Below are 21,217 nucleotides of genomic sequence, written 5' to 3'. Positions count from 1 at the left end.
CAGTGAGGGAACCTCGCGAGATCGGCGCGGCATAGCTCAAGGGAGAGCGGCATGACCGATGCGACACCCACCGACGCGATCGACAGGTTCCTGGTCAGGGAGACCCTGGAGCGGTATCTGGGCTCGTTGGACGACAAGGACTGGGACGGCATCGCCGGCTGTTTCACCGACGACGCCATGTCGTACTACAACGACGAGCCGGACGCCTTGCGCGGTGGTACGGGCGTCGCCACGTGGTTGCACCGCATGAAGGCGTACGACGCGACCAACCATGCCCTCGGCAACGCGCGCATCACCGTGGACGGCGACCGGGCGACGGCCCACAGCCTGGTCGTCGCCACGCTTCACCAGGGCACCGAGGGCGTCGGCCGGGTCCAGGTCCGTGCCATCGACTACCGGGACCAGCTGATTCGCACGGCTGACGGCTGGCGGATCCAGAAGCGCGTCCACCGGCCGACACTGCAGTACGACGCCCTGTCACAGACCAAGATCCTCTACCGCGGCTGATCGCGCACCGACCGGCCCGCCCACCCACACCCGCACACCGGAGGACCCATGACTGACTCCAGCACCAGCTACGGATGGCGCCGGCCCGGCGCCCGCGCACTGCACATCACCCTCATCGACGGCCCGAACATGCCCAACCTGGGCCACCGCAACAAGCGCGTCTACGGACCCATCTCCTCCATCGAAGCCCTCCACGACTACGTCAAGGAGGCCGGCGCCGGACTCGGGGTGACCGTGGAGACGATGACGTCCAACCACGAGGGTGCCATCCTGGACACCATCCACGAGTCCGCTCCCCGGACCGACGCCTACATCCTCAACCCGGCCGGGCTGACCAAGACGGGCGAGGCGGTCCGGCACGCGCTGGAGGAGACCGGCAAGCCGTGGATCGAGACGCATTTCTCCAACATCTCGGCGCCCCCGTGGTCGGGTCGCGGCCTGCCCGGTGGCCCGTGGGAGTCGAACTTCACCCGCTCGGCGACCGGCATGTCCATGGGCCTGCGGCATCACAGTTACCTCGGCGCGCTCATCTCGCTCGTCTCCGCCTTCGACGACGAGGACTTCTTGGGCAAGGAGGCGGAGTGACCGCCCGACCACGGCCCGAGCGAACCATCGGACAAGGATCACGCAGGTGAGTTTTCTCGACCCGGAGCAGGAACAGCAGTGGCTGGGGCGCGTGGCCGACGACCCCGAGTTCCGGCTGGTGAGCCGCTGGGGCAGTGTCTGTCTGACCCTGCTGTGTGACGATGAGTCGCGTACCTACCAGATCGAGAACGGCCGGTTCACCGCTGAAGGAGGCCACTGCGGGAAGCCATACGTGGTCCTCGCCGGTTCGTCCGCGGCCTGGGGCGACTTCACCAGCCCGACGCCACCGCGCCACAGTCAGCACGTCCTGGCCATGGACCGGCGCCGGGACGACTTCGAGATCCGGGAAGGGCGCACCGAGCTGATCCGGCATCTGCGGGTGATCGACGTCGTTCTGCAGCAGATGCGTGCGCCCGCTCCCGGCCACCAGCAAGGAGTCCTCGCATGACCTACGTCGAGCCCGTCGTCGGCCGGTATCTGCACCTGGACATTCTCGACGAGCCGCACCGCGTCTACTTCGAGGACTCCGGCAGCGGAACCCCCGTGGTGTGCCTGCACACCGCGGGCGCCGACGCGCGGCAGTACCGGCACCTGCAGAACGACCCCGACGTCCTGGAGGACTTCAGGGTGCTCGCTTTCGACCTGCCCTGGCACGGCAAGTCCCTGCCGCCGGACGGCTGGTGGCAGCGGGAGTACCTCCTCACCAGCGAGCGCTATGTCGCGACGGTGATGTCGTTCGTGCGAGCGCTGGGCCTCGACCGGCCCATCGTCGTCGGCTGCTCGATGGCCGGCTCACTGGTGCTGGAACTGGCGCGGCTGCACGGAGACGAACTCGGTGGCGTCGTCGGCTTCTCCGGCGCGTCCACCGTCGAGGGCAGGTTCCACGACTGGCCGCTCGCCCCGGACGTCAACAGCAACCAGGTGGTGCCGTCGTGGGTCTACGGCCTGATGGCTCCGCAGAGCCCGCTCGCGGCTCGCAAGGAGGTCTGGTGGATGTACAGCCAGGGGGGTCCGGGCATCTACCGGGGCGATACGTACTTCTACAGCAACGGCCTCGACCTGAGCGGTCGCGAGCACGAGATCGACACCCGGGCCTGCCCGGTCCACCTCTACACCGGTGAGTACGACTACGCCTGCAGTTCCGAGGAGACCCAGGCCACGCTGGACCGTATCCCCGGCGCCGAGGGCGGCCGCATGCCGGGCATCGGCCACTTCCCGGTCTCGGAGAACTACCCGCTGTGCAAGGAGTACCTGCTGCCTGCCCTGCGGACGATGGCACACTCGCGCAGCGGTGGCGTCGCCCCGAGTGCGTGACGGTCCCAGCCGGAGCGGGACGCGCCTCGCGTATCCCGCTCGTCAGGGGCCAAGCGCGGGACTCCGACGCCTGGCCGCCACAGGGCGACGGCCGGTGTCGCTACGGATCGCTCCGGTGGCTCCCGTCCGGTCCACCGGGTCGCAGAGATCGACGAGGTCATCGATCGCATCGCCCGCTGGGCGAGGGATCGCATAGACGTCGTCGGTCTGCTCATGGTGGGTTCTTGCCCCCGTAACGCCGCCCGGCCCGACTCCGACGTCGACCTCGTCCTGTTCACCACAGACGAATCCCGCTATCTCAGCAGCGACGCCTGGGCCACCGGGCTCGGGCTGGGCCGGCTGAGCGGTGCCAGTCGTGGGGAGCGATCACAGAGCGCCGCTACTCCACGGCATCCGGCCTGGAAGTCGAGATGGGCATCGGCTCGCCGAGCTGGGCAAAGGTGGATCCGGTTGACCCTGGGACACATCGTGTCGTTACTGACTTCGGCCCGTCAGAGTGATGGTGGTGGGAGGCCGAGGGAGAGCCCGTTCTCGCAAAAAATCCGTTGAGGAGGTCGCGGCCCAACGCGGGCTTCGGGGCTGCCGTCCCTCTGCGCCAATACCTCTCAGCGGCGATCGACGTCGCCCCGTCGGTCTCCCGGCGGGCCCTGCACTCTCATGGCGTGGATCAGGCCGACCCGGCGCAACAGTCCGCTGGTCAGCCAGGCCGACACTGCGGTGCCCCGGCGGCCCGGCCGCTGGTAGGGGCGCTCGGCCGGGTGCCGTAGGACTGCTGATCGGTTGTGTCTGTCCGATTAGTGATCACTGATGAGATGGGGGACCGGATCGAGCCGTTGACGCCGGCCGGTCCGGCCCGCGGGCGGCGGTGGGCTGACCACCGCTGCCCTCTTGAGGTTCGGGGATGGTGTGCCGGGTTCCACGTCGTCGCAGGTAATGCCGGTTGTTTTCGCGACGTGCAGGCCTTGTCGGCCAGCACGCGGTCGGACCGGATGCGGGACCGTCCCACTCCGGATCGAGGTACGGAGATCTGCTCCAGCACGTGCTCGAGCTGGGGGCCGTCACCGTAGTGTCCGGGTGTCAGAACGAAGGCGAGGGGCCGGCAGCGTCCGTCGGCGCCGAGAGGGATCCTGGTGATGAATCCGCTGCGGGGAGCGTCCCAGGCATTCGCCGATCTGGCCACTCCTCCAGCCGGACGGCCAGTTTCCGCAGCACCGGATCGACCTGGTTCGTCCCCCGATCCTCCCCCCTCTGGGGATCAGATCCAGGACTGGCGGCGCCTTCCTCGCACCGGCGGCGTGCTGATGAGCCCGCACTGCGGTCGAGCCCACCGACACGTCCCAGTCGATCCCGCCCCCGGCATCATCGGCGGCCTGGATGCGAGACAGCGGTATCTTCCACTTTCCATCGGCTGACCAGCGGCGATGCCGCGTTCTGATAGACGGTGTACAGGGCACCTGCGGACGGACCGGAGCAGGCCCGACCGCGGTAGCCGGGGACACGTTGCAGTGCTGCTCGACCCGAAAGAAGACCTGTTCGAGCAGGCCGGCCCGGTGCGCTTGCTCGCTTGTCGGGCGGCACGGTCCGGCGCGCCGGGTGAACTGCCGGTTGCGTGCGCTTTCTTCTCGCGATGTGCACGGCTTCGGCACAACGCGTCGTGGTGCGGATTACCGTCCCGGCGCCCCCGGTCAAGCGGCGCTGTCCGTGTCGGTTGCAGGGTGGCTGGCCTTCGTCGAGGAAACTTCACGCCTGACTGTTGACCCACATTCTGGGCGCATGCTCATAATGCGAGCCAGTGAACGGGCCGGCCCGCTTCGCGTAGAAGACTTTTCTGGACGAACCGGACGGTGTGCATGTCGAACAGCGTTGTTCTGCTCAACACCGCGATCACCGTGATCGCCATCGTGTTCCTGATCGTGCGGTTGCGGGTGAACCCTGTGGTCGCGCTGGTACTCGGCGCCTGTTACCTCGGCCTGGCAACGGGACTCGGGGTCGAGAAAACCGTGGAGACGGTCACCAAGGGATTCGGTGACGTCATGGCCGAGATCGGCCTTCTGGTCGCGTTCGGCGTGCTCATCGGGGCCCTGCTGCGTGATCTCGGTGCCATCGAACGCCTCGTCGGCACGCTGTTGCGAGTCGCGGGCCCCAAACGGGTTCCGTACGCTCTGGCGTTGACGATCGCCACGTTCCTGCAGTCGATCTTCCTCGACGTTCTTCTGGTGATCACCGGGCCGCTGGCCAAAGGCATCGCCGGAAAGCTCGGCCGTTACGGCACCGCCCGGATGGCGACCGCGCTCGCCATCGGCCTCGAGTGCGGCATCGTGTTCACGGTCCCAGGCGTTGGCGCCCTGGCCCTGGCGGCTCTGCTCGATGTCCCGCTGGGCGAATACCTGTTCTTCGGACTGGTCGTCGTGATTCCGACCGTTTTCATCGCCGTTGCCGTCATGAGCTTCGTCCTGACGCGGGGCTGGTGGAAGCCGGAGCTGGACGAGGAGGACGGCGGCGGCGCCGAGGAGCTCGCCGGGACCGGGGGCCATGGTGGTGACGCGGAGTCCCCGGCTGCGAGCGGTGTGCGTACTGCGGTGAAGGCCGCGCCGGGCGCGGTACGCACGGAGACGGAGCCGGTGGTGCGGTCCGGTTCCAAGCTGCTGCTGTTGTTCTCACCCCTTCTCGCGTCGCTTGTCCTCATCGCCACCGGAGCGCTCGCCGATGTCGTCCACTGGAAGAACCCGGTCGTCGAGTTCGTCTCCAGTCCGGTCGTCGCGCTGCTGCTCGGGCTCGTCGCGACATGTGTCCTGACCCGGCGCGTCCTTGGACAACCGGCCGTGGACGCTGCACTGTCGAAAGGGCTGGCGGACAGCGGTCAGATCCTCCTTCTGAACGGTGTGGGCGGTTGCCTCGCCGCGACGATCGCCGCCGCTGGGCTGGGAGACATCCTCGGGAAGTACTTCACGGCGGGTACCTGGGCTCCGCTGCTGGTGGTGTGGCTGGTCGCCGCCGTGCTCCATGTCGCGGTCGGATCCGTGACCATCTCCGCGATCACCGCTGCCGGCCTGCTCGCGCCCGTCGCTCCGTCCCTCGGAATCAACCCTGTCCTCATCGCACTCGCCGCGGGCGCCGGATCGCTGTTCCTCGTGCATCTCACGAGCAACACGTTCTGGCTGTTGCAGACCCTGATGGGCCAGACCACCCGGGGCACCCTCAAGACCTGTTCGGTGGGCGTATCCGTCGCCTCCGTGGTGGCGATGGGCCCCGTTCTCGTGCTGAGCGCGGTTCTCTGAATCTCCGACCCGTAAGGACCCCATGACTGACCAGGCCACGCAGTTGCCCCTGCACGGAGTGCGCGTGCTCGAGCTCGGCAACTACATTGCAGCCCCCACGGCCGGCCGGGTGCTCGCCGACTTCGGTGCCGAAGTGATCAAGGTGGAGCGCCCCGGAACGGGAGACGAACTGCGGAACTGGCGACTGTATGCCGGTGATGTCTCCATGTTGTTCCGTACGATCAACCGGAACAAGAAGTCCGTGGTGCTCGATCTCAAGAGCGAGCACGGCCGCGACACGGTGCTCGATCTGGTGCGTCACTGCGATGTCGTGATCGAGAACTTCCGTCCTGGCACTCTGGAGCGCTGGGGTCTGGGCCCCGCCCGTCTGGAGGAAGCCAACCCGGACGTCGTCCTGGCCCGGATCTCCGGGTTCGGTCAGTCCGGGCCGTTGGCGGACCGGCCGGGGTTCGCCGCGGTGGCGGAGGCCATGGCCGGCATGCGGCACCTGGTCGGTGAGGCCGACCGGCCGCCGTCCCGGGTGGGCGTGTCCCTGGGCGACTCGCTCGCCGGCCTGTACGCGGCACTCGGCGTCGTGATGTCACTGTTCCAGCGCGAACGATCCGGTACGCGCATGCCGTTGCACGAGCGCACCGTCGACGTCGCCCTGTACGAGGCGGTCTTCTCCATGATGGAGTCCCTGGTGCCCGACTACCTGGCCTACGGCCTGGAACGGCAGCGGGTGGGCGGCCGGATGGAGGGCATCGCACCCACCAACGCCTACGAGTGCGGTGACGGCCACAGCGTGGTGATCGCCGGCAACGGCGACTCCATCTACCGCCGTTACATGCACGCCATCGGCCGCCCGGAGCTGGCCGACGACCCCACACTGCAAAGCAACGCGGAGCGCTGGGAACGACGTGAGGAACTGGACGCGGCCATCGGCGCCTGGACCCGGACGATGCCTCGGGACGAGGTGCTGAAGGCTCTCGACGCAGCGGGGGTTCCCGCGGGGCCGATCTACACCGCGGCGGACATCTGCACGGACGAGCAGTTCGCCGCCCGGGGCATGCTCCAGCGCCTGCCGGTCACGGTCGCCGAAGGCGACATCCGAGAGATCGACTTCCCCGGGATCGTCCCGGTTCTCGGCGACCGTTCCCTGCCCGTGCGCTCACTCGGCCCCGACCTCGGGCAGCACACCCGGCAGGTGCTGTCGGGCCTGCTCGGCAAGAGCGACGAGGAAATCGACGCCATCGTCAACGTGACGGAGAAGAAGGCATGAACTCATCAGTGCGACCGGCGAACGATGTCACCCTCCGCGACGTGACGCTGCGGGACGGGTTGCAGCTCACGGGCAAACCGCTCTCCACCGACCGGAAGGTCGCCGTGGTCCGTGAGCTGCTCTCGCTCGGAATTCCCAGTGTGGAGATCGGCTCGCTCGCCAACCCGGCCCTTGTGCCGCCCATGGCCAACACCCTGGAGGTCATCGAGCGGCTGGAGCCGGACGAACTCGCCCGGTCCTGGGTCTGGGTCGCCACACCGAGGCACGTGGAGAAAGCGGCCAGGGCCGGAGCGGTGAACTTCCAGTACTGCCTGTCGGCCTCCGACCGGCACAACCAGGCCAACATCGGCCGGAGCACCGAGGACAGCCTCGCCGCCATGCCCGCGGCCATCGAGCACGCACGGGCGGTGGACGGCCGTATTCAGCTGTGCGTCGCCACGGCGTTCACCTGTCCCTTCGACGGTCTCGTCCCCGAGGAGACGGTTCTGCGGATCGCGGACGACCCCCGGACTCACGGAGCGGAAGACATCGTCATCTGCGACACCCTAGGCCAGGCGGTGCCGCAGCAGGTGAGCAGCCTGATCTCCAAGGTGAACGAGCGGTCACCCCAGCGGCGGATCGTCTACCACGGACACGACACCTGGGGAATGGGAGTCGCCAACTCGCTGGCGGCGGCTGCGGCCGGCGCGAGTGAACTCGACGGTGCCCTCGGCGGACTCGGCGGATGCCCCTTCGCGCCCGGAGCCAGTGGCAACGCCGCCACCGAGGATCTGCTCTTCGCGCTGCGTCCCGACTGGCTGACGCCCAAGACCTTCGGCGCGTTCGTCGAACTGGCCGACGCGCTGCTGGCCGAACTGGCCGAACCCAACCGTTCCCGCGCGGGGCAGGCGGCTCACCTCAGCACCACCGCGTTCCCGTGGGCCACCGCACCGGATACGGAGCCCTGCCAGTGAGGTTTCTCGTCACCACCCCCATCCCCGAGCCCGGAATGAGCATTCTGCGGGCGGCCGGCGACGTCGAAGTGCCCAACCAGCGACTGTCCGCAGAGGAACTGCGTCTGCGTTGCGCGTCCGGCGCGTTCGACGTCGTCGTGGCACAGCTGACGGACGTGTTCGACAAGGCAGTCCTGGAGAACGCGACCATCAAAGGAATCTCCAACTACGCGGTCGGCTACGACAACGTCGACGTCCGAGCGGCCACACGACGCGGCATCGTCGTGGGCAACACCCCCGGCGTCCTGACCGACGCCACCGCTGACATCGCGATGCTGCTCATGCTCGCCACGGCACGCCGCTGCGTGGAGGCGGACGGCTTTCTGCGCGCGGGCGGATACCAGGGCTGGCAACCCGAGCTCCTGCTCGGGCACGACGTCAGCGGCGCGACACTCGGTCTGGTCGGCTTCGGGCGGATCGCCAGAGCGACGGCGGAACGCGCCCTGGGCTTCGGCATGACGGTCCGCTACACCGTGCGCGGCGGCGCCCTGCCGGCCGACCGGCTCGGACATCTGGCCGGGAGGGTCCAGTACGCGGACTGGGACGATCTGGTGCGCACGAGCGACTTCCTGTCGCTGCATGTCCCGCTCACCGCCGAGACCCACCATCTCGTCGACGCCAGAATCCTGCGGGCGATGAAGCCGACGGCCTGTCTCATCAACACCTCCCGCGGTCCGGTGGTCGACGAGACGGCGTTGGTCGCCGCACTGCGCGCCGGCGAGATCGCCGGGGCGGGCCTCGACGTGTACGAGGACGAACCGGCGCTGGCGGACGGTCTCGCGGAACTCCCGAACACCACGCTGCTGCCCCACATCGGCAGCGCGACCCGGTCGGTCCGGTCCACCATGGCCGCACTGTGCGCCGAGAACGCGGTGGCCATGGCACGCGGTCAGATGCCGCCTCACGCCGTGAACCCGGAGGCATGGCGATGAAGGTCCTCGTCGCACCGGACAGCTTCAAAGGCACCTATACCGCACGCCAGGTCGCCGAGGCGATCGGCCAGGGTCTGGCGGACAGCTCGGCGACACCGGTGCTCATGCCCGTCGCCGACGGAGGCGAGGGCACACTCGCCGCACTCACCGAACCCCTCGGACTGCGTTATCGCACCACGCCCTCCCGCAACCCCTGGGGATCGGCATGCGACGGCCGGATCGCTCTTGCTGCGAACGGGACGGCGTTCATCGAACTCGCCGATGTGTGCGGTATCGACGTCCTGCACGACGGCCCCCGGGATCCGGTGGTAGCCGACACCCGCGGAGTGGGCATGCTGATGGTCGACGCGGTGCGCCACGGCGCCCGCGAGATCGTCGTGGCCGCCGGCGGGTCCGCCACCAGCGATGGAGGCATCGGTGCCCTGAAGGCGATCGAAGAGCGTGGTGGTCTGTCCGGCGCCAAGGTGAAGGTACTCACCGATGTGACCACGCCCTACGTCGAGGCAGCACGGGTATTCGGCCCCCAGAAGGGCGCGGACCCCGGACAGGTGGCGATCCTGACGCTCCGGTTGCACGACCACGCCAAGAGGCTGCCGCGCGATCCTTCGTACGTGCCCCGGACCGGCGCGGCCGGAGGTTTCGCCGGCGCGATGTGGGCCCGCTTCGACGCTGAACTCCTCTCCGGCGCCGACTTCGTACTCGACGCGCTGGGCTTCGACGAGCAACTCGAGGGTGCGGACGCGGTGGTGGTGGGAGAGGGAAGGCTGGATACGCAGAGCGGCGAGGGAAAAATCGTGTCCGCCGTGCTGGCCCGTGCCGGGGCCACGCCGTGCTTCGCGATCGTGGGATCCGTCGATCCCGGCCTCGCCACCATGCGGGACACCTTCACCGAGGTCGTCGTAGCGGGCGATGAGGCCGCAATGAGGGCGGCGGGCCGAACCATCGCCCGACGCCTGCGGCTCAGCTCGGATACCGTCCACCGATCGCGCGGGTGATCTGTTCGGCATGCTCGACGACCAGGTCGACCCACTCGACACACCTCTCGTACGGCATACGCAGGGTCGGGCCGTGCACCATCAGCGCGCCGAGGAGGTCCCCGGCCGCGTCGAAGACCGGTGCGGCCAGCCCCGACGCGCCGTCGATGCGCTCCCCGACCGTGATGGCGTACCCCTCGGCATGCGTCTGTTTGACGAGCTTGCGCAGTTCGTCCCGGTCGGTGACGGTGCTCTCGGTAAGCCGTGGCAGTTCGTCCTGGAGTACCCGGTCGGCGAGGGCCGGGTCCCAGGCCAGCAGGACACGCCCGGACGATCCCACGGTGACGGGAGCGATCTTGCCCACCGACATCTCGCGCCGCAGGGCGTGCGGGGTCTCCGCGACGGCGATGCACACCCGTTGGGTGCCCTCAGCACGGAAGAAGCACGCCGTCTCCCCGGTCCGGTCCCGAAGGGACTTCAGGACCGGGTTGACCACCTTGAGCACATCCAGGTCCTTCGACGCGGCGGCCGCCCAGTACGCCATCCTGACACCGATACGCACTTTGTCCTCGGAGCGGTCGAGGAAACCGTTCGCCACCAGATTGGTCACCAGACGCTGCACGGTCGAGGCCGGCAGACCAGTTCGCTGCTGAATCTCCCGCAGGCTCAACGCCGGCTGCGCCAAGGTGAAGGCGTTGAGGATCTCGGTGATCTTTCCGAGAACGAGCAGCGGAGCCTGCTTCGATCCCTCATTCGCCTCGGCGCCGGACGGCGCGGAACTACCTCGGGCTGCCATGCGCACAACGATACGACAGGAGAAACGGGTGACTGAGGCCATGGAGAAGGGCCTGGTCCGTGCATCGGACGTGACGGCGGCCGCGGAGCGGTTCGCGGACGTCATCCGCCCGAGCCCGCTGCAACGCAGCGAACGGCTGTCCGCACGCTACGGACTCGACGTCTGGCTCAAACGTGAGGACCAGCAGGCCGTACGGTCGTACAAGGCGCGCGGGGCCTACAACCTCATAGCCCGACTCCCCGCCGACGAGCGACGGCGCGGTGTGGTCTGCGCGAGCGCGGGCAACCATGGGCAGGGCGTCGCGCTGGCCTGCGCGCTGCTCGGAGTGCGAGCCACCGTGTATCTGCCGCGGACCACGCCGCGACAGAAGCGGGAGCGGGTGCGGTCCATCGGTGGCGAGCACCTGCGCCTGATCGTCGAAGGCGACACCTATGACGAAGCGGCAGCTGCCGCGACGGCGTACGCCCACTCCTCCGGTGCCACGCTGGTTCCCGCGTTCGACGACCCGCGGATCATCGCGGGACAGGGCACGGTCGTGAAGGAGGCCGTGGAACAACTCGGATGCGTCCCGGACGCGGTGATCGTCCCCGTCGGTGGCGGCGGCCTGCTCGCGGGTGCTGTCGCCTGGCTGCGTGAGGCGCACCCGTCGGTGCGGATCGTCGGAGCGGAACCGCAGGGCGCGGCCAGCATGGCGGCCGCGCTGGCTGCCGGACGCCCGGTCACTGTCACGGCCGTGGACCCGTTCGTCGACGGAGCCGCGGTGAGCACCGTGGGCACCCATACGTACGCGGTCGTCTCCCAGTACCCGCCACACATGCTGGCCGTTCCCGAGGGGCGTGTCTGTGTGGAGATGCTGGATCTGTACCAGTCCGACGGCATCATCAGCGAGCCGGCCGGCGCGCTGGCGTCGGCCGCGCTCGACTGCGCGCCGGGGCTGGAACCAGGGGCGACGGTCGTGTGCATCGTGTCGGGCGGCAACAACGACGTGAGTAGATACGCGGAGATCGTCGAGCGCGCCCTGCTGTTCGAGGGGCGCAAGCACTACTTCCTCGTCGAATTCCCGCAGGAGCCAGGGGCACTGCGCCAGTTTCTCGACGACGTGCTGGGGCCGGATGACGACATCACCCTGTTCGAATACATCAAGCGCAACAACCGCGAGACCGGTCCGGCACTCGTTGGCATCGAACTGGGTTCGCCCGACGGCCTTGAGTCGATGACGGCCCGTATGCGGAAGGTCCCGCACCGCATAGAACGCCTGCCACCGGACAGCCCGCTGTTCAGGTTCCTGTCGTGATCCGGACGTGCACGGACTCGCCCGGTCACGGTTCAGCCTCTGGTCGGCGTGATGTCGCTGCCGGTGAACCCATCCATCAGGGAGGACACTGCGAGAACGAAGAAGCGTGCGGCGCTTGCCGTCGTAGTCGTCGGAGCATCCTTCGCACTCGTCACCGGATGCGACCAGGCCCTGTCATCCGTACGAGCATCGGACACAGCGGCCATCACCACACAGGAGGCGGAAATGGCAGGACACACGAACCAGGCGAAACAGTTCACGCTGGACCGTCTTGATCACCTGGTGCTCACCGTCAGGGACATCGACGCCACCGTCGACTTCTACACCCGTGCCCTCGGCATGGAGGCAGTGACGTTCGGGGAAGGGCGCCGCGCGCTCAACTTCGGCGGCAGCAAGATCAATCTTCACCCCTACGGGAACGAGTTCCTGCCGAAGGCGGCAATGCCCACCCCCGGTAGCGCCGACCTCTGCTTCACCACAGGTACCCCGATCGAGAAGGTACTCGCCCAGCTGGACGCCCAAGGCATCGAGGTCGAGGAAGGACCCGTTCAACGCACCGGAGCGCAGGGTTCCTTGCGCAGCGTGTACGTGCGTGATCCGGACGGCAACCTGTTGGAGATCTCCAACCTGCTCTGAGCTTGACTCTGTCGGGGATCTTGGAGTCGTCGAGGTCAGCTGCCCAGGCTTCGCCACGACTTCGGCCGGGGGATCGCGCACTGGTCGAGGAAGTTCTGGAACGTGGTTGGTCGGCGAGGCGTGGGGGGCTTCCTCGGTGGGTGGAAGTCTGCTGAGGCGTTCGATATTGACGGCGATGGCCGTCAGAACGTGCTGGACGTGTGCCTTTCCCTGTCCTCGGTAGCGGCAGCGGCGCATGCCGTGTCCGTGAGCGAACTCGTTGACCGTGCCCTCCACTCCGGAGCGGACCGCGTAACGGGCCTTTCACTGAGGCGTCTGATGCTCGGTGCGGACGCGGAGCTGCAGGTCGCGGAGTTCGCGCGGGGGAAAACCCACGGTGCGGGCGCTGTCGACGGTAGACGTGCAGCGGGATCGGACGAGACAGGGACGGCACTGGCTCTTGGTGAACCGGGCCACGATCAGCGGGGCCGCGATGGGCGAGGAGGTCGGGTAGGGGCCATGCCAGCCCTGGCTGACTTGACCCTGGGGGCAGTTGGCCTGCTGGCGGTCGTAGTCGATGTGGAAGCCGTCTCGGGCGAAGCCCTCGTTCTGGCGGTGCTGACGGGTGGAGTTGCTCCGCAGCGGCCCGGAGACTGTGACCTCGTGTTCACGGGTGGCTTGTTCCAGGTGGGGCAGGGAGGTGTAGCCGGCATCGACCTTGTGCTCGGCGGGCAGCAGTCCGCGACGGGGTCTGTCAAACGAGCGGTGCAACCAGGGTGGTTGGGGTTGCTGATGGGCTGCTGAGAGTCGGCCGTCGTAGGTGTTGTCGAAGGCGTTGAGTGCGGTCTTCCAGCGCATGGTCCAGCGGGCCTGGCCTTTGCCCGTGGGGTCGAGGGACATGATGGCCATGTAGACGCACTTCAGGGCGGCCTGCTCGTTGGGGAAGTGGCCGCGGGCCTTGACCGCCCGCCGGATGCGGGCGTTGGAAGACTCGATCGCGTTGGTGGTGCAGACGATGCGGCGGATCTCGGTGTCGAACCGCAGGAACGGAGTGAACTCCTCCCAGGCGTTCTTCCACAGTTTCACGATCGCCGGATACTTCCGGCCCCAGGTGTCGGCGAACTCGGCGAACCGCTCCAGGGCGGCTTCCTCGGTCGCCGCGGTGTAGACGGGCTTGAGAAGTTTGGCGATCTTGTCCCAGTCGTGGCGGGCGGCATGGCGGATGGAGTTCCGCAGCAGGTGGACCACGCAGGTCTGCACGATCGTCCTGGGCCAGGCCGTCTCGACCGCGTCGGGCAGGCCCTTGAGCCCGTCGCCGCAGACGAGCATGAGGACGTCGGTGATCGCGGTGGTGAGGCCACCGAGGGCGATCAACGTGATCGTGCGCGCGGTGACTCCGGTGCGCCGGGCGAGGATCGCGTACAAGGTGCGTCCGAGGGGCTGCCCTGCTCCGCCCAGCCCGAGTGTCCGTGCTGTCTTATTGGTTGAGTAACCGTATTCCAGCAGGAGCGGAATCAGGGCGACGGGCTTGGGCGGGCCGGTGGGCCGCTTCACGACCCTGACATGCTCTTTGCTTACCTAGCCGAACGTGATGGGCTTCAACCCTTTGAGCATCGGCTTAAGTGCTGTGACCGCATAGGTTCACCGAGTTGAGTGTGCTCAGTCGAGCCGTGCCGCCTTCCACACCCACGACGTCCGGCGGGGCAGACCGTCCAGGTCCCCGCGTCCGGTGCACCACAGCAGCACTCGGACGGGCTCGCCGGGCGGGGCGTCGGGGAACAGTCGGTCGAGCACGGCCGCGCATAGCAGTGCCGGCGGCAGCCAGTCCACGCCCAGTCCGCGGGTGATGTCGTTGGTGTGCAGCAGGATCTCGGCGACGCCCATCGCCGCGAACCCCGTCGGGTCGCACGGGCCCCAGTGCCAGGCCCGCAGGGACGGGTCGGCGGTGGCCAGCGCGCTGCCGAGTAGCCCGCCGCAGGCGGCGGCCACCTGCAGCGCCTCGGCAGGCGAGGCGGTGGGTCGCACGCGCAGATCGAAGGGGAGGTAGGCGTCGGCCGGGCTCGCGGCGAGCTGGCCCGCGTAGGCCAGCAGGTCGTGGCCGATGTGCGCGGCCGTCTGCTGGCAGCTCCATTCCAGCGGGCCGGCCGGCACTGTCCAGTCCTCGCCCGTGCGGGGCTCCAGTACCTCCAGCATCTGCGCCAAGGCGGCCTGAACGTCTTGGTGGTCCATGTGGCGCTCCTCGCAAGGCACGTTGTCTGTGGGGGAGGGGGTGGGGGCTGTGCTGTTCGTTCGTTCAGGCCGCGGCGGTGATGGGTCTGCCGCCCCAGCGGATGCCCTTCTCGCTGCGGATCCGGGCACGTTCCCTTGCGCTGGGCCGCGAGGACGTCCGGGTGGCGGGCGTTGGTGTTGCGCCAGCGCAGGTAGGCATGCAGGGTTCGAGTCTGGATGGTGTGGTTGGGGCGGTGGGAGTTGGCGACGGTGAATTGCCGCAGCGGTCCGAAGTGGGCTTCGATCGGGTTGGCCCAGGAGGCGTAGGTCGGGGTGAAGCACAGCTCGACGCGGTTCTTCTTCGCCCGAGCTGGGGCTGGCCGGCTTCGCGATGGACCGCTGGGGCATTGCGGGCGACGCCTCCGACTGGATTCGGCGGATCGAGGAACTGACCGACCGCGGAGTGCACCGCATGTGGCTCGCCAACCGCGGCGGCCTCGACGAACTGGAGCGCACGCTGCGCGGCTTCGGGGAGGAGGTGCTGCCCCGGGTGCGCTGTACGGCACACGGGCGGGCCCGGCGCGCGGGATGCGTGCCGGGCCCGGTTCGCGTGTGGGCCGGTCAGGACAGCAGCTTCTGCCAGAAGGCGAGGTTGTGTTCTTCGGGGAAGTCACGGCTCGCCTTGGAGCAGGCGGCCGGGGCGTCACCGCTCGCCGGTGCGGTGTCGCAGGCGACGAGCGACATCAGCGTGCCCGTCCGGTCGCTGAACCTGGGCCAGGACGGAGTGTCCGGGCCGTTGGGGTCGCCGGACGCGGTGAACCGGTCCCAGTACTCGATCATCTGGCGGGAGAGTTCGAGCTGGTCGTCGTCGTAGGGGAGGGTCTGGCCGAGGTAGTCCCAGAGGTAGCCGAGGTCGTCGACGTGGATCGCGCCGCCGAACGGGAAGTCGCGGGCGGCCCGGCTCTCCTGCTGGATGCGGAAGATGGACGTGAAGTGCGGGGTGTCGCTCTCGGCGAACTCGTAGGCGTAGGTGGGCACCCACTTCGACAGGGTACGGGTGAGCTGCCAGCGGGTGTAGGAGGTGGAGCCGTTCTGGGCGTCGGTCCACGCCTCGCCCGGGGTGGCGTAGTCGCTGAGCGGATACTCGGCGAGTACGGCGTCGGCGTCCTCACCGTAGGCGGAGCGAACGGCGTCCTCGTACTGGCCGGCCGTCATCGGCGTACCGAGGTAGTCGTAGTTCTGAAAGGTGGACAGGCCGCGTTCGCTGTCGGTCTGGCCCAGCATGACCGGGACCCGGTTGAACCGGCCGGTCCGCACCGCGGTGGCCGGGTCGACCGGGAAGGCGCGTCCGCCGGTGGAGAGGCTGACGCCGGCCTTCTTCTGCGCGGCGAGCAGGTCGGCGGCGGGCTTGGCGCGCAGGCAGGCCAGGATGTCGGCGGCGGTGGCGCAGCCGGTCTCCTTGACGAAGGCGGTGCTCTGCGCCTGGCCGGAGGCGGCGGACTGGAGGCTGCAGCCGCCGCTCATGATGACGGCGCGGGAGAAGAGTCCCTTGGCGGTGGGGGAGGCGAGGTGGTCGCAGACCGAGCCGGCGCCGGCGGACTGGCCGGCGATGGTGACGTTCCCTGGGTCGCCGCCGAAGCGGGCGATGTTGGAGTGCACCCAGCGCAGGGCGGCCTGCTGGTCGAGGAGGCCGAAGTTGCCGGGGCCGTCCTCGCTCTCCGCCTGGAGCTGGGGGAGGTTGAGGGTGCCCAGGACGCCGAGGCGGTAGTTGATGGTGACGACGATCGCGCCGGTCTGAGTGACGAACTTGCGCGGGTTGGTGTCCTGGCCGGCGCCGCCGGTGAAGCCGCCGCCGTGGATCCACACCAGGACCGGTGTCCTGGCGCGGGCGGAGTCGGGGACGTAGACGTTGAGGTCGAGGCAGTCCTCGGTGGTGATGGTCTGCTCGTAGCCGGGGTCCCAGCCGCTGTTCTGCGCGCACCGGTCGCCGAACGAGGTGGCGTCGCGGACGCCGGACCACTTCGCGGCGGCCCGGGGCGCTTCCCAGCGGCCGGCGTCGGCGTAGGGGATGCCCAGCCAGGCGTCGTAGCCGGTGCGGTCGGTGCCGCGGACCTTGCCCTGGCTGGTCTGCACCACGTCCGAGACGGGACGGCCGCCCGCCGACGTGGACGACTGGGCCTGGGCGGCGAGCGGGGTGAGTCCGAGGGCGAGCAGCCCGAGGGCGGTCAGGGCGGCGCGGACGGTGCCGCGCCGGGTGGTGGACGGGGTGGTGGACGGTCTCATGGCTCCCTGCTTTCTGCGTGCGGGTGTGCCGGAAACGGTCGGCGACGCGATGACGTCAGGACAGCCAGAAGTCGCAGTGGTGGTCGGCCGAGTAGCTGCTGATCACCTTGCTGGCACCGGCCGTGCGCAGCTGCATGACCGGCCAGTCGGCAGCCTCGGTGTACCGCGGCCAGGCCGGCTCACCCTTGGCCTTCGGAGCGCCGCTGTGGGCGAACGCGCCCCAGTAGGCGATCATCTGGTCGGCCAGCTTCTCCTGCCGCGCGGTGAGGGGTTTCTCGCCGAGGGCGAAGTCGAAGAGGTAGGCGAGTTCGGCGCTGTGCGCGTTTGACATGTCCTTGCCGGGGATGGCGAAGCCGTACAGCGTCGGCGAGGTCGGGTCGTCGAACTCGTACCGGTAGACGGGCGCCTTGGCCGAGATCAGCTGCGCGGCCTGCTGGTTGGTGCACGCGCGCTGGACGTCGGTCCGGATCTGGGTAAGGGCGTCCCAGGGGTTGTCGAAGTCCGCCAGCGGATACAGCTCCAGCACCCGGTCGGCCCGGTCGCCGTAGTCCTCGCGGACCTGCTCCGCGAACCCTTCCGGAGTGAGGTCGGCGAGCGCCTCGGAGGCGAGGCGGTTCTCAGAGCGGGTGTTGCCGGTCAGCACCGGCACCGCGTTCCAGGTCCCGTCGGCCAGCGCCTGCCGGAACGTCTTGGGCAGCACGGAGCCGCCGACCTTGGAGCCGCCCAGGTACTCGCCCTGGTGCGCGATCAGGGTGCCCGGCCACGCCTTGCGCAGGCAGGCCACGACAGTGGCCTCGTCGGTGCAGCCGACCGCCTCGGCGTAGCCGACCCCGCTCTGCTCGCCGGCCGCGAGGGTCGACTGCGACTGGAGGCACTGCGAACTCTGCACCGCGGCCTTGTCGAACAGGCCGCGCGCCGACGGCATGGCCATCAGGTCGCAGACGGCGCCGCCGCCCGCCGACTGGCCGGCGATGGTGACGTTGCCGGTGTCGCCACCGAAGCGCGTGATGTTGTCCTGGACCCACTTCAGGGACGCCACCTGGTCCATCCGGGCGTAGTTGCCCGAACCACCCGGCGTCTGTTCGCTCAGCGCCGGGTGGGCGAGGAAACCGAGGGCGCCGAGGCGGTAGTTGACGGTGACGACGATGACGTCGCTCTTGGCGGCCATGCTGCCGCCGCCGTAGATGACGCCGGTGCCCTGGGTGTTGGCACCGCCGTGGAACCACACCAGCACGGGCAGCCGCGCACCGGGCTTGGTGCCACTGGGGCGGTAGACGTCCAGGTAGAGGCAGTCCTCGCTGACGGCCTGCTCCTCCCGTATGCCGGAGGGCTGGAACTGCAGACAGGCGGGCGACTGCTGGTCCGCCTCGCGCACGCCCTTCCAGGAGGAGGGCGCGGCGGGCGGCGCGAAGCGCAGGTCACGTACGGGCGGGGCCGCGTACGGCAGACCCAGGAAACGGTCCGCCCGGTCGGTGGTCACCCCCTGGACCAGGCCGCTGTCCGTCCGCACGACAGGAGCGGCGCGGTCCGCGTCCGGTCCGGACGCCGAACTGGCGGTGGACGCGGAGGCCACCAGAGCCAGGGCGGGCAGCAGGGCGGACGCCGCGAGCGCGGCGAGCGGGCGCCTCAAGACACGTTTGAACACACAACCTCCAAGTAAGGGGCCGCCACCAAGTGACCGGCGGGACGGGCTGTTGGATGTGAGTTGTCTGTGGCCGACTGCGAACGTAACCGGGCGGCAATATTGTCAGCAATATGCGCGACATATTTTTCTTCAGCCTCTGAAGGCGGATCTCGTGCGGTCACCGTCTTGTTGACCGGCTGGTCAGCAGGAGTTTCGGTAGTCGAACGCGCGACTCTCGGCAACTACCGCGCTCGCTTGAAGCGTTGGCCACGAGCGCCGCCCCGTCGACACTCGGTCCGCACCCGCCCGGCACCCGGGGCCAGGCGACCTCTTCGGCCTGCCCTGTGTCAGGGGAGCGCCGGGCGGTGTGTCTGACGACGTGCGCCGCAGGGAAAGGGAACGCCCTCATGCCTCACTCCGACGACCACATCCCGTCCGTCCGCAGCCGCCGGGACGTCTTGAAGGGGTTCGGCTCCGCGGCGGCTGCCGTCGCCTTCCTCGCGCTGCTGGAACCTGCCGCGGTGGCCAGACCCGCTGACGCCGGCTCCGAGGTCCGCGGACTGCTGGCCCGACTGACCCTGGACGAGAAGATCTCCCTGGTGCACGGCGCGACCGACCCCGAGCGCCTGGGCCAGGCCGGCTACCTGCCCGGCGTGCCGCGCCTCGGCATACCGCCACTGCGGATGAGCGACGGCCCGGCCGGCGTCAACGTCGCCGCCTCCGCCACCGGTCTCCCCCCGGTGTCCACGCTGGCCGCCTCCTTCATCCCGAACTGGCCCGCGAGTACGGGTAGGTGATGGGACGTGAGGGCCGCGCCCTGCGGATGGACGTCCTGCTGGCCCCGCAGATCGAGCTGTCCCGGGCCCTCTACTTCAGCCGCAACAAAGACCAGACCGGCGAAGACCCCCACCTCAACGCGCGACTCGCCGTCGCCCAGATCGAAGGCGTCCAGGCCCAGGGCATGCTCGCCATGGCCAAGCACTACCTCGCCAACAACCAGCGCAACGGCGAACTGAACCGCTCCGACCCCGACGACCCGGCGACCAACTTCGACTTCCGCGTCGACGACCGCACCCTCCACGAGATGTACCTGCCGGCCTGGGAGGCGGTGGTCCGCGCCGGGGTCTCCTCGGTGATGGCGGCCTACAACCACCTCAACGGCGAGTGGAACACCGAGAACCGCACCACCCTGACCGACATCCTCCGCGGCGGACTCGGCTTCGAGGGCTTCGTCACCTCGGACTGGAACTCCGTGCACAGCATCAGCGTCGAGGACGGCCTCGACATGCAGATGCCGGACGGCACCTACTTCGGCGACCCGCTCGAGCAGGCCGTCCAGGACGGCACCATCCCCGAGTCGGCCCTCGACACCACAATCACCCGCATCCTCGGCCAGTACGACCGCTTCGGCCTGCTGGACGGCAGCCGCAAGTCCGCCCGTGCCGCCATCGATGTCGAGGCCGGCGCCCGCACCGCCCGCGAGGTCGCCACCCAGGGCGCGGTCCTGCTCGCCAACGACGGCGCGCTGCCGCTCGGCCGGGCCGCGCTGCGCTCACTGGCGCTGATCGGACCGACCGCCGCCCAGGTCGCCGTGTCCGTCTCCGGGGAACGGGCCTACGGCTTCGAGGACCGCATGGTCTCCCTGCTCGACGCCCTGCGCCGCAGCGGGGACACCGACCCGCGCCACGCCGTCGGCGTGGACCTCACCGGCACCACCGTGCCGGCCGACGTGCTCACGCCCGACGGCGGCACCGGTCACGGGCTGACCCGTACCCCGGCCGCGGGCGGCGCCGCCACCATCGACCCGACCGTCGACTTCACCGGCGACCAGGCACTCCCGGTCGGCTCCTCCTATGTGTGGACCGGCACCCTCACCCCGCCGACGACCGGCGAGTACCGGCTGATGATCCAGGCGTGGCGAGGGGCGGCCTCGCTCTCCCTCGACGGCAGCCAGCTCGGCTCGGCCGCCTCGCCCCGGTTCGGCTACGGGCGGCTGTCGGTGAGCGAGGTGCGCGACGGCCTGGAGGTGTCGTTCACCGTCGCCAACACCGGCGAGCGGCGCGGCGCCGAGGTGCCGCAGGTCTACGTCGGCCCGCCGCCGCACGCACCCGTCGACATGCCGGTCAGGACCCTGGCCGCCTTCGAACGGATCGAACTGCGCCCGGGACAGTCCCGCCTGCTCACCCTGCGCGTCGACGAACGCCGCCTGTCCTACTGGGACACCGGCAAGGGGCGCTGGGTCCTGCCCGCCGGCCGCCGCACGGTGGAGGTCTCCGCGAGCGCGGTCGCCGACTCCCGGCAGACGCTGCTGTGCACCTACCTGTCCGCGGCGCTCCTGGCGGGCCTGGTGCTGAACGCCGCCCTCGGCTGGTCCTGGGCCGATCCCGCCGCGGCCCTCGTCATCGCCGCCCTCGCTGTGAAGGAGGGCCGCGACGCCTGGCAGGGCAAGGGGTGCTGCGCTCCGGCGGCGGGTGCGACGGCGGACGGGTGCGGTGACTGCCCGCCCGGGTGCGGCTGCTGAGGCCGCGGACTGCGGGGAGCCGGCCGGCCGGTC

At 69.4% G+C, this 21,217-nt stretch carries 18 protein-coding genes and 4 pseudogenes; 15 read left to right on the top strand and 7 right to left on the bottom strand.

The genetic code is table 11. The annotated features are described in order from the left end of the window. Window positions 1-51 precede the first annotated feature (51 nt). From J7I94_RS18260 to J7I94_RS18215, 11 genes and pseudogenes are all read left to right on the top strand, one after another. Window positions 52-507, top strand: a complete 456-nt coding sequence (locus J7I94_RS18260) for a nuclear transport factor 2 family protein (protein WP_215168187.1) — start codon at window positions 52-54, stop codon at window positions 505-507. 48 nt (window positions 508-555) lie between these two features. After that, window positions 556-1,092: a type II 3-dehydroquinate dehydratase gene (locus J7I94_RS18255; protein WP_215168186.1), complete on the top strand. Its 537-nt coding sequence runs from the start codon at window positions 556-558 to the stop codon at window positions 1,090-1,092. A gap of 46 nt (window positions 1,093-1,138) precedes the next feature. After that, a complete protein-coding gene (locus J7I94_RS18250) occupies window positions 1,139-1,540 on the top strand; it encodes a hypothetical protein (RefSeq protein WP_215168185.1) in 402 nt (133 codons plus the stop codon). Continuing rightward, complete coding sequence (locus tag J7I94_RS18245; protein ID WP_215168184.1) at window positions 1,537-2,406, top strand: alpha/beta fold hydrolase; 870 nt, start codon at window positions 1,537-1,539, stop codon at window positions 2,404-2,406. Before J7I94_RS18250 ends, J7I94_RS18245 begins: the two co-directional genes overlap by 4 nt. A gap of 213 nt (window positions 2,407-2,619) precedes the next feature. Further along, the gene (locus tag J7I94_RS39545) at window positions 2,620-2,955 is read left to right on the top strand and encodes a hypothetical protein (RefSeq protein ID WP_374198399.1); all 336 of its coding nucleotides are present in this window, start codon (window positions 2,620-2,622) and stop codon (window positions 2,953-2,955) included. A 233-nt stretch (window positions 2,956-3,188) separates the two neighbouring features. Then, window positions 3,189-3,311: pseudogene (locus J7I94_RS39345) on the top strand (IS5/IS1182 family transposase); the annotation flags it as partial. A 945-nt stretch (window positions 3,312-4,256) separates the two neighbouring features. Beyond that, a complete protein-coding gene (locus tag J7I94_RS18230) occupies window positions 4,257-5,684 on the top strand; it encodes a GntP family permease (RefSeq protein ID WP_215168183.1) in 1,428 nt (475 codons plus the stop codon). Window positions 5,685-5,706: 22 nt separating this feature from the next. Then, a complete protein-coding gene (locus tag J7I94_RS18225) occupies window positions 5,707-6,945 on the top strand; it encodes a CaiB/BaiF CoA-transferase family protein (protein ID WP_215168182.1) in 1,239 nt (412 codons plus the stop codon). Beyond that, complete coding sequence (locus J7I94_RS38430) at window positions 6,942-7,898, top strand: hypothetical protein (RefSeq protein WP_251075340.1); 957 nt, start codon at window positions 6,942-6,944, stop codon at window positions 7,896-7,898. The genes J7I94_RS18225 and J7I94_RS38430 overlap by 4 nt, the downstream gene beginning before the upstream one ends. Further along, the gene (locus J7I94_RS18220) at window positions 7,895-8,869 is read left to right on the top strand and encodes a D-glycerate dehydrogenase (RefSeq protein ID WP_308114613.1); all 975 of its coding nucleotides are present in this window, start codon (window positions 7,895-7,897) and stop codon (window positions 8,867-8,869) included. The genes J7I94_RS38430 and J7I94_RS18220 overlap by 4 nt, the downstream gene beginning before the upstream one ends. Next, window positions 8,860-9,864: a glycerate kinase gene (locus tag J7I94_RS18215; protein WP_215168180.1), complete on the top strand. Its 1,005-nt coding sequence runs from the start codon at window positions 8,860-8,862 to the stop codon at window positions 9,862-9,864. The genes J7I94_RS18220 and J7I94_RS18215 overlap by 10 nt, the downstream gene beginning before the upstream one ends. Here J7I94_RS18215 and J7I94_RS18210 read toward each other — a convergent pair. After that, window positions 9,830-10,639, bottom strand: coding sequence for an IclR family transcriptional regulator (locus J7I94_RS18210; RefSeq protein WP_215168179.1), 810 nt, complete (start codon window positions 10,637-10,639; stop codon window positions 9,830-9,832). The genes J7I94_RS18215 and J7I94_RS18210 overlap by 35 nt on opposite strands. A 28-nt stretch (window positions 10,640-10,667) precedes the next feature. Between J7I94_RS18210 and ilvA the strand changes: the two genes are divergently transcribed. Further along, a complete protein-coding gene (gene ilvA, locus J7I94_RS18205) occupies window positions 10,668-11,933 on the top strand; it encodes a threonine ammonia-lyase IlvA (RefSeq protein ID WP_308114612.1) in 1,266 nt (421 codons plus the stop codon). Between the two features lie 225 nt (window positions 11,934-12,158). Continuing rightward, a complete protein-coding gene (locus tag J7I94_RS18200; RefSeq protein WP_215168178.1) occupies window positions 12,159-12,569 on the top strand; it encodes a VOC family protein in 411 nt (136 codons plus the stop codon). 213 nt (window positions 12,570-12,782) lie between these two features. Here the strand turns inward: J7I94_RS18200 and J7I94_RS39340 are convergent. The 6 genes and pseudogenes from J7I94_RS39340 to J7I94_RS18170 form a co-directional block, all read right to left on the bottom strand. After that, window positions 12,783-12,845 (bottom strand): annotated as a pseudogene (locus J7I94_RS39340) (hypothetical protein); the annotation flags it as partial. Between the two features lie 498 nt (window positions 12,846-13,343). Next, window positions 13,344-13,892 (bottom strand): annotated as a pseudogene (locus J7I94_RS18190) (transposase); the annotation flags it as partial. Between the two features lie 315 nt (window positions 13,893-14,207). Beyond that, window positions 14,208-14,777 (bottom strand): maleylpyruvate isomerase N-terminal domain-containing protein, encoded by a 570-nt coding sequence (locus tag J7I94_RS18180; RefSeq protein WP_215168177.1) that lies wholly within the window; start codon window positions 14,775-14,777, stop codon window positions 14,208-14,210. 64 nt (window positions 14,778-14,841) lie between these two features. Further along, window positions 14,842-15,121, bottom strand: a pseudogene (locus tag J7I94_RS38425) (IS630 family transposase); the annotation flags it as partial. Between the two features lie 256 nt (window positions 15,122-15,377). Next, on the bottom strand, window positions 15,378-17,039 hold the full coding sequence (locus J7I94_RS18175) for a carboxylesterase/lipase family protein (RefSeq protein ID WP_251075339.1): 1,662 nt from the start codon (window positions 17,037-17,039) through the stop codon (window positions 15,378-15,380). A gap of 55 nt (window positions 17,040-17,094) precedes the next feature. Beyond that, window positions 17,095-18,669, bottom strand: coding sequence for a carboxylesterase/lipase family protein (locus J7I94_RS18170; RefSeq protein WP_215168176.1), 1,575 nt, complete (start codon window positions 18,667-18,669; stop codon window positions 17,095-17,097). Between the two features lie 401 nt (window positions 18,670-19,070). On the opposite strand from J7I94_RS18170, the gene J7I94_RS18165 reads away from it, so the two are divergent. Both J7I94_RS18165 and J7I94_RS18160 read left to right on the top strand, forming a co-directional pair. Then, window positions 19,071-19,460, top strand: coding sequence for a twin-arginine translocation signal domain-containing protein (locus J7I94_RS18165; RefSeq protein ID WP_215168175.1), 390 nt, complete (start codon window positions 19,071-19,073; stop codon window positions 19,458-19,460). Next, on the top strand, window positions 19,460-21,184 hold the full coding sequence (locus tag J7I94_RS18160; protein WP_215168174.1) for a glycoside hydrolase family 3 N-terminal domain-containing protein: 1,725 nt from the start codon (window positions 19,460-19,462) through the stop codon (window positions 21,182-21,184). Before J7I94_RS18165 ends, J7I94_RS18160 begins: the two co-directional genes overlap by 1 nt. Window positions 21,185-21,217: the final 33 nt, after the last annotated feature.

It is taken from the genome of Streptomyces sp. ISL-12 (assembly GCF_018614415.1).
Taxonomy (GTDB): Bacteria; Actinomycetota; Actinomycetes; order Streptomycetales; family Streptomycetaceae; genus Streptomyces.
The sequence above is the reverse complement of the archived record's forward strand: the minus strand, read 5'-3'. Positions and strand labels throughout refer to the sequence as shown.

Excerpts from the sequence above, each read along its gene's own strand:
- J7I94_RS18160 (WP_215168174.1), top strand. The coding sequence starts at position 19,460 with ATGGGACGTGAGGGCCGCGCCCTGCGGATGGACGTCCTGCTGGCCCCG.
- J7I94_RS18165 (WP_215168175.1), top strand. The coding sequence starts at position 19,071 with ATGCCTCACTCCGACGACCACATCCCGTCCGTCCGCAGCCGCCGGGAC.
- J7I94_RS18215 (WP_215168180.1), top strand. The coding sequence starts at position 8,860 with ATGGCGATGAAGGTCCTCGTCGCACCGGACAGCTTCAAAGGCACCTAT.
- J7I94_RS18230 (WP_215168183.1), top strand. The coding sequence starts at position 4,257 with ATGTCGAACAGCGTTGTTCTGCTCAACACCGCGATCACCGTGATCGCC.
- J7I94_RS18260 (WP_215168187.1), top strand. The coding sequence starts at position 52 with ATGACCGATGCGACACCCACCGACGCGATCGACAGGTTCCTGGTCAGG.
- J7I94_RS18180 (WP_215168177.1), bottom strand. The coding sequence starts at position 14,777 with ATGGACCACCAAGACGTTCAGGCCGCCTTGGCGCAGATGCTGGAGGTA.
- J7I94_RS18255 (WP_215168186.1), top strand. The coding sequence starts at position 556 with ATGACTGACTCCAGCACCAGCTACGGATGGCGCCGGCCCGGCGCCCGC.
- J7I94_RS18210 (WP_215168179.1), bottom strand. The coding sequence starts at position 10,639 with ATGGCAGCCCGAGGTAGTTCCGCGCCGTCCGGCGCCGAGGCGAATGAG.
- J7I94_RS18200 (WP_215168178.1), top strand. The coding sequence starts at position 12,159 with ATGGCAGGACACACGAACCAGGCGAAACAGTTCACGCTGGACCGTCTT.
- J7I94_RS18245 (WP_215168184.1), top strand. The coding sequence starts at position 1,537 with ATGACCTACGTCGAGCCCGTCGTCGGCCGGTATCTGCACCTGGACATT.
- J7I94_RS18225 (WP_215168182.1), top strand. The coding sequence starts at position 5,707 with ATGACTGACCAGGCCACGCAGTTGCCCCTGCACGGAGTGCGCGTGCTC.
- J7I94_RS18175 (WP_251075339.1), bottom strand. The coding sequence starts at position 17,039 with ATGAGACCGTCCACCACCCCGTCCACCACCCGGCGCGGCACCGTCCGC.
- J7I94_RS39545 (WP_374198399.1), top strand. The coding sequence starts at position 2,620 with ATGGTGGGTTCTTGCCCCCGTAACGCCGCCCGGCCCGACTCCGACGTC.
- J7I94_RS38430 (WP_251075340.1), top strand. The coding sequence starts at position 6,942 with ATGAACTCATCAGTGCGACCGGCGAACGATGTCACCCTCCGCGACGTG.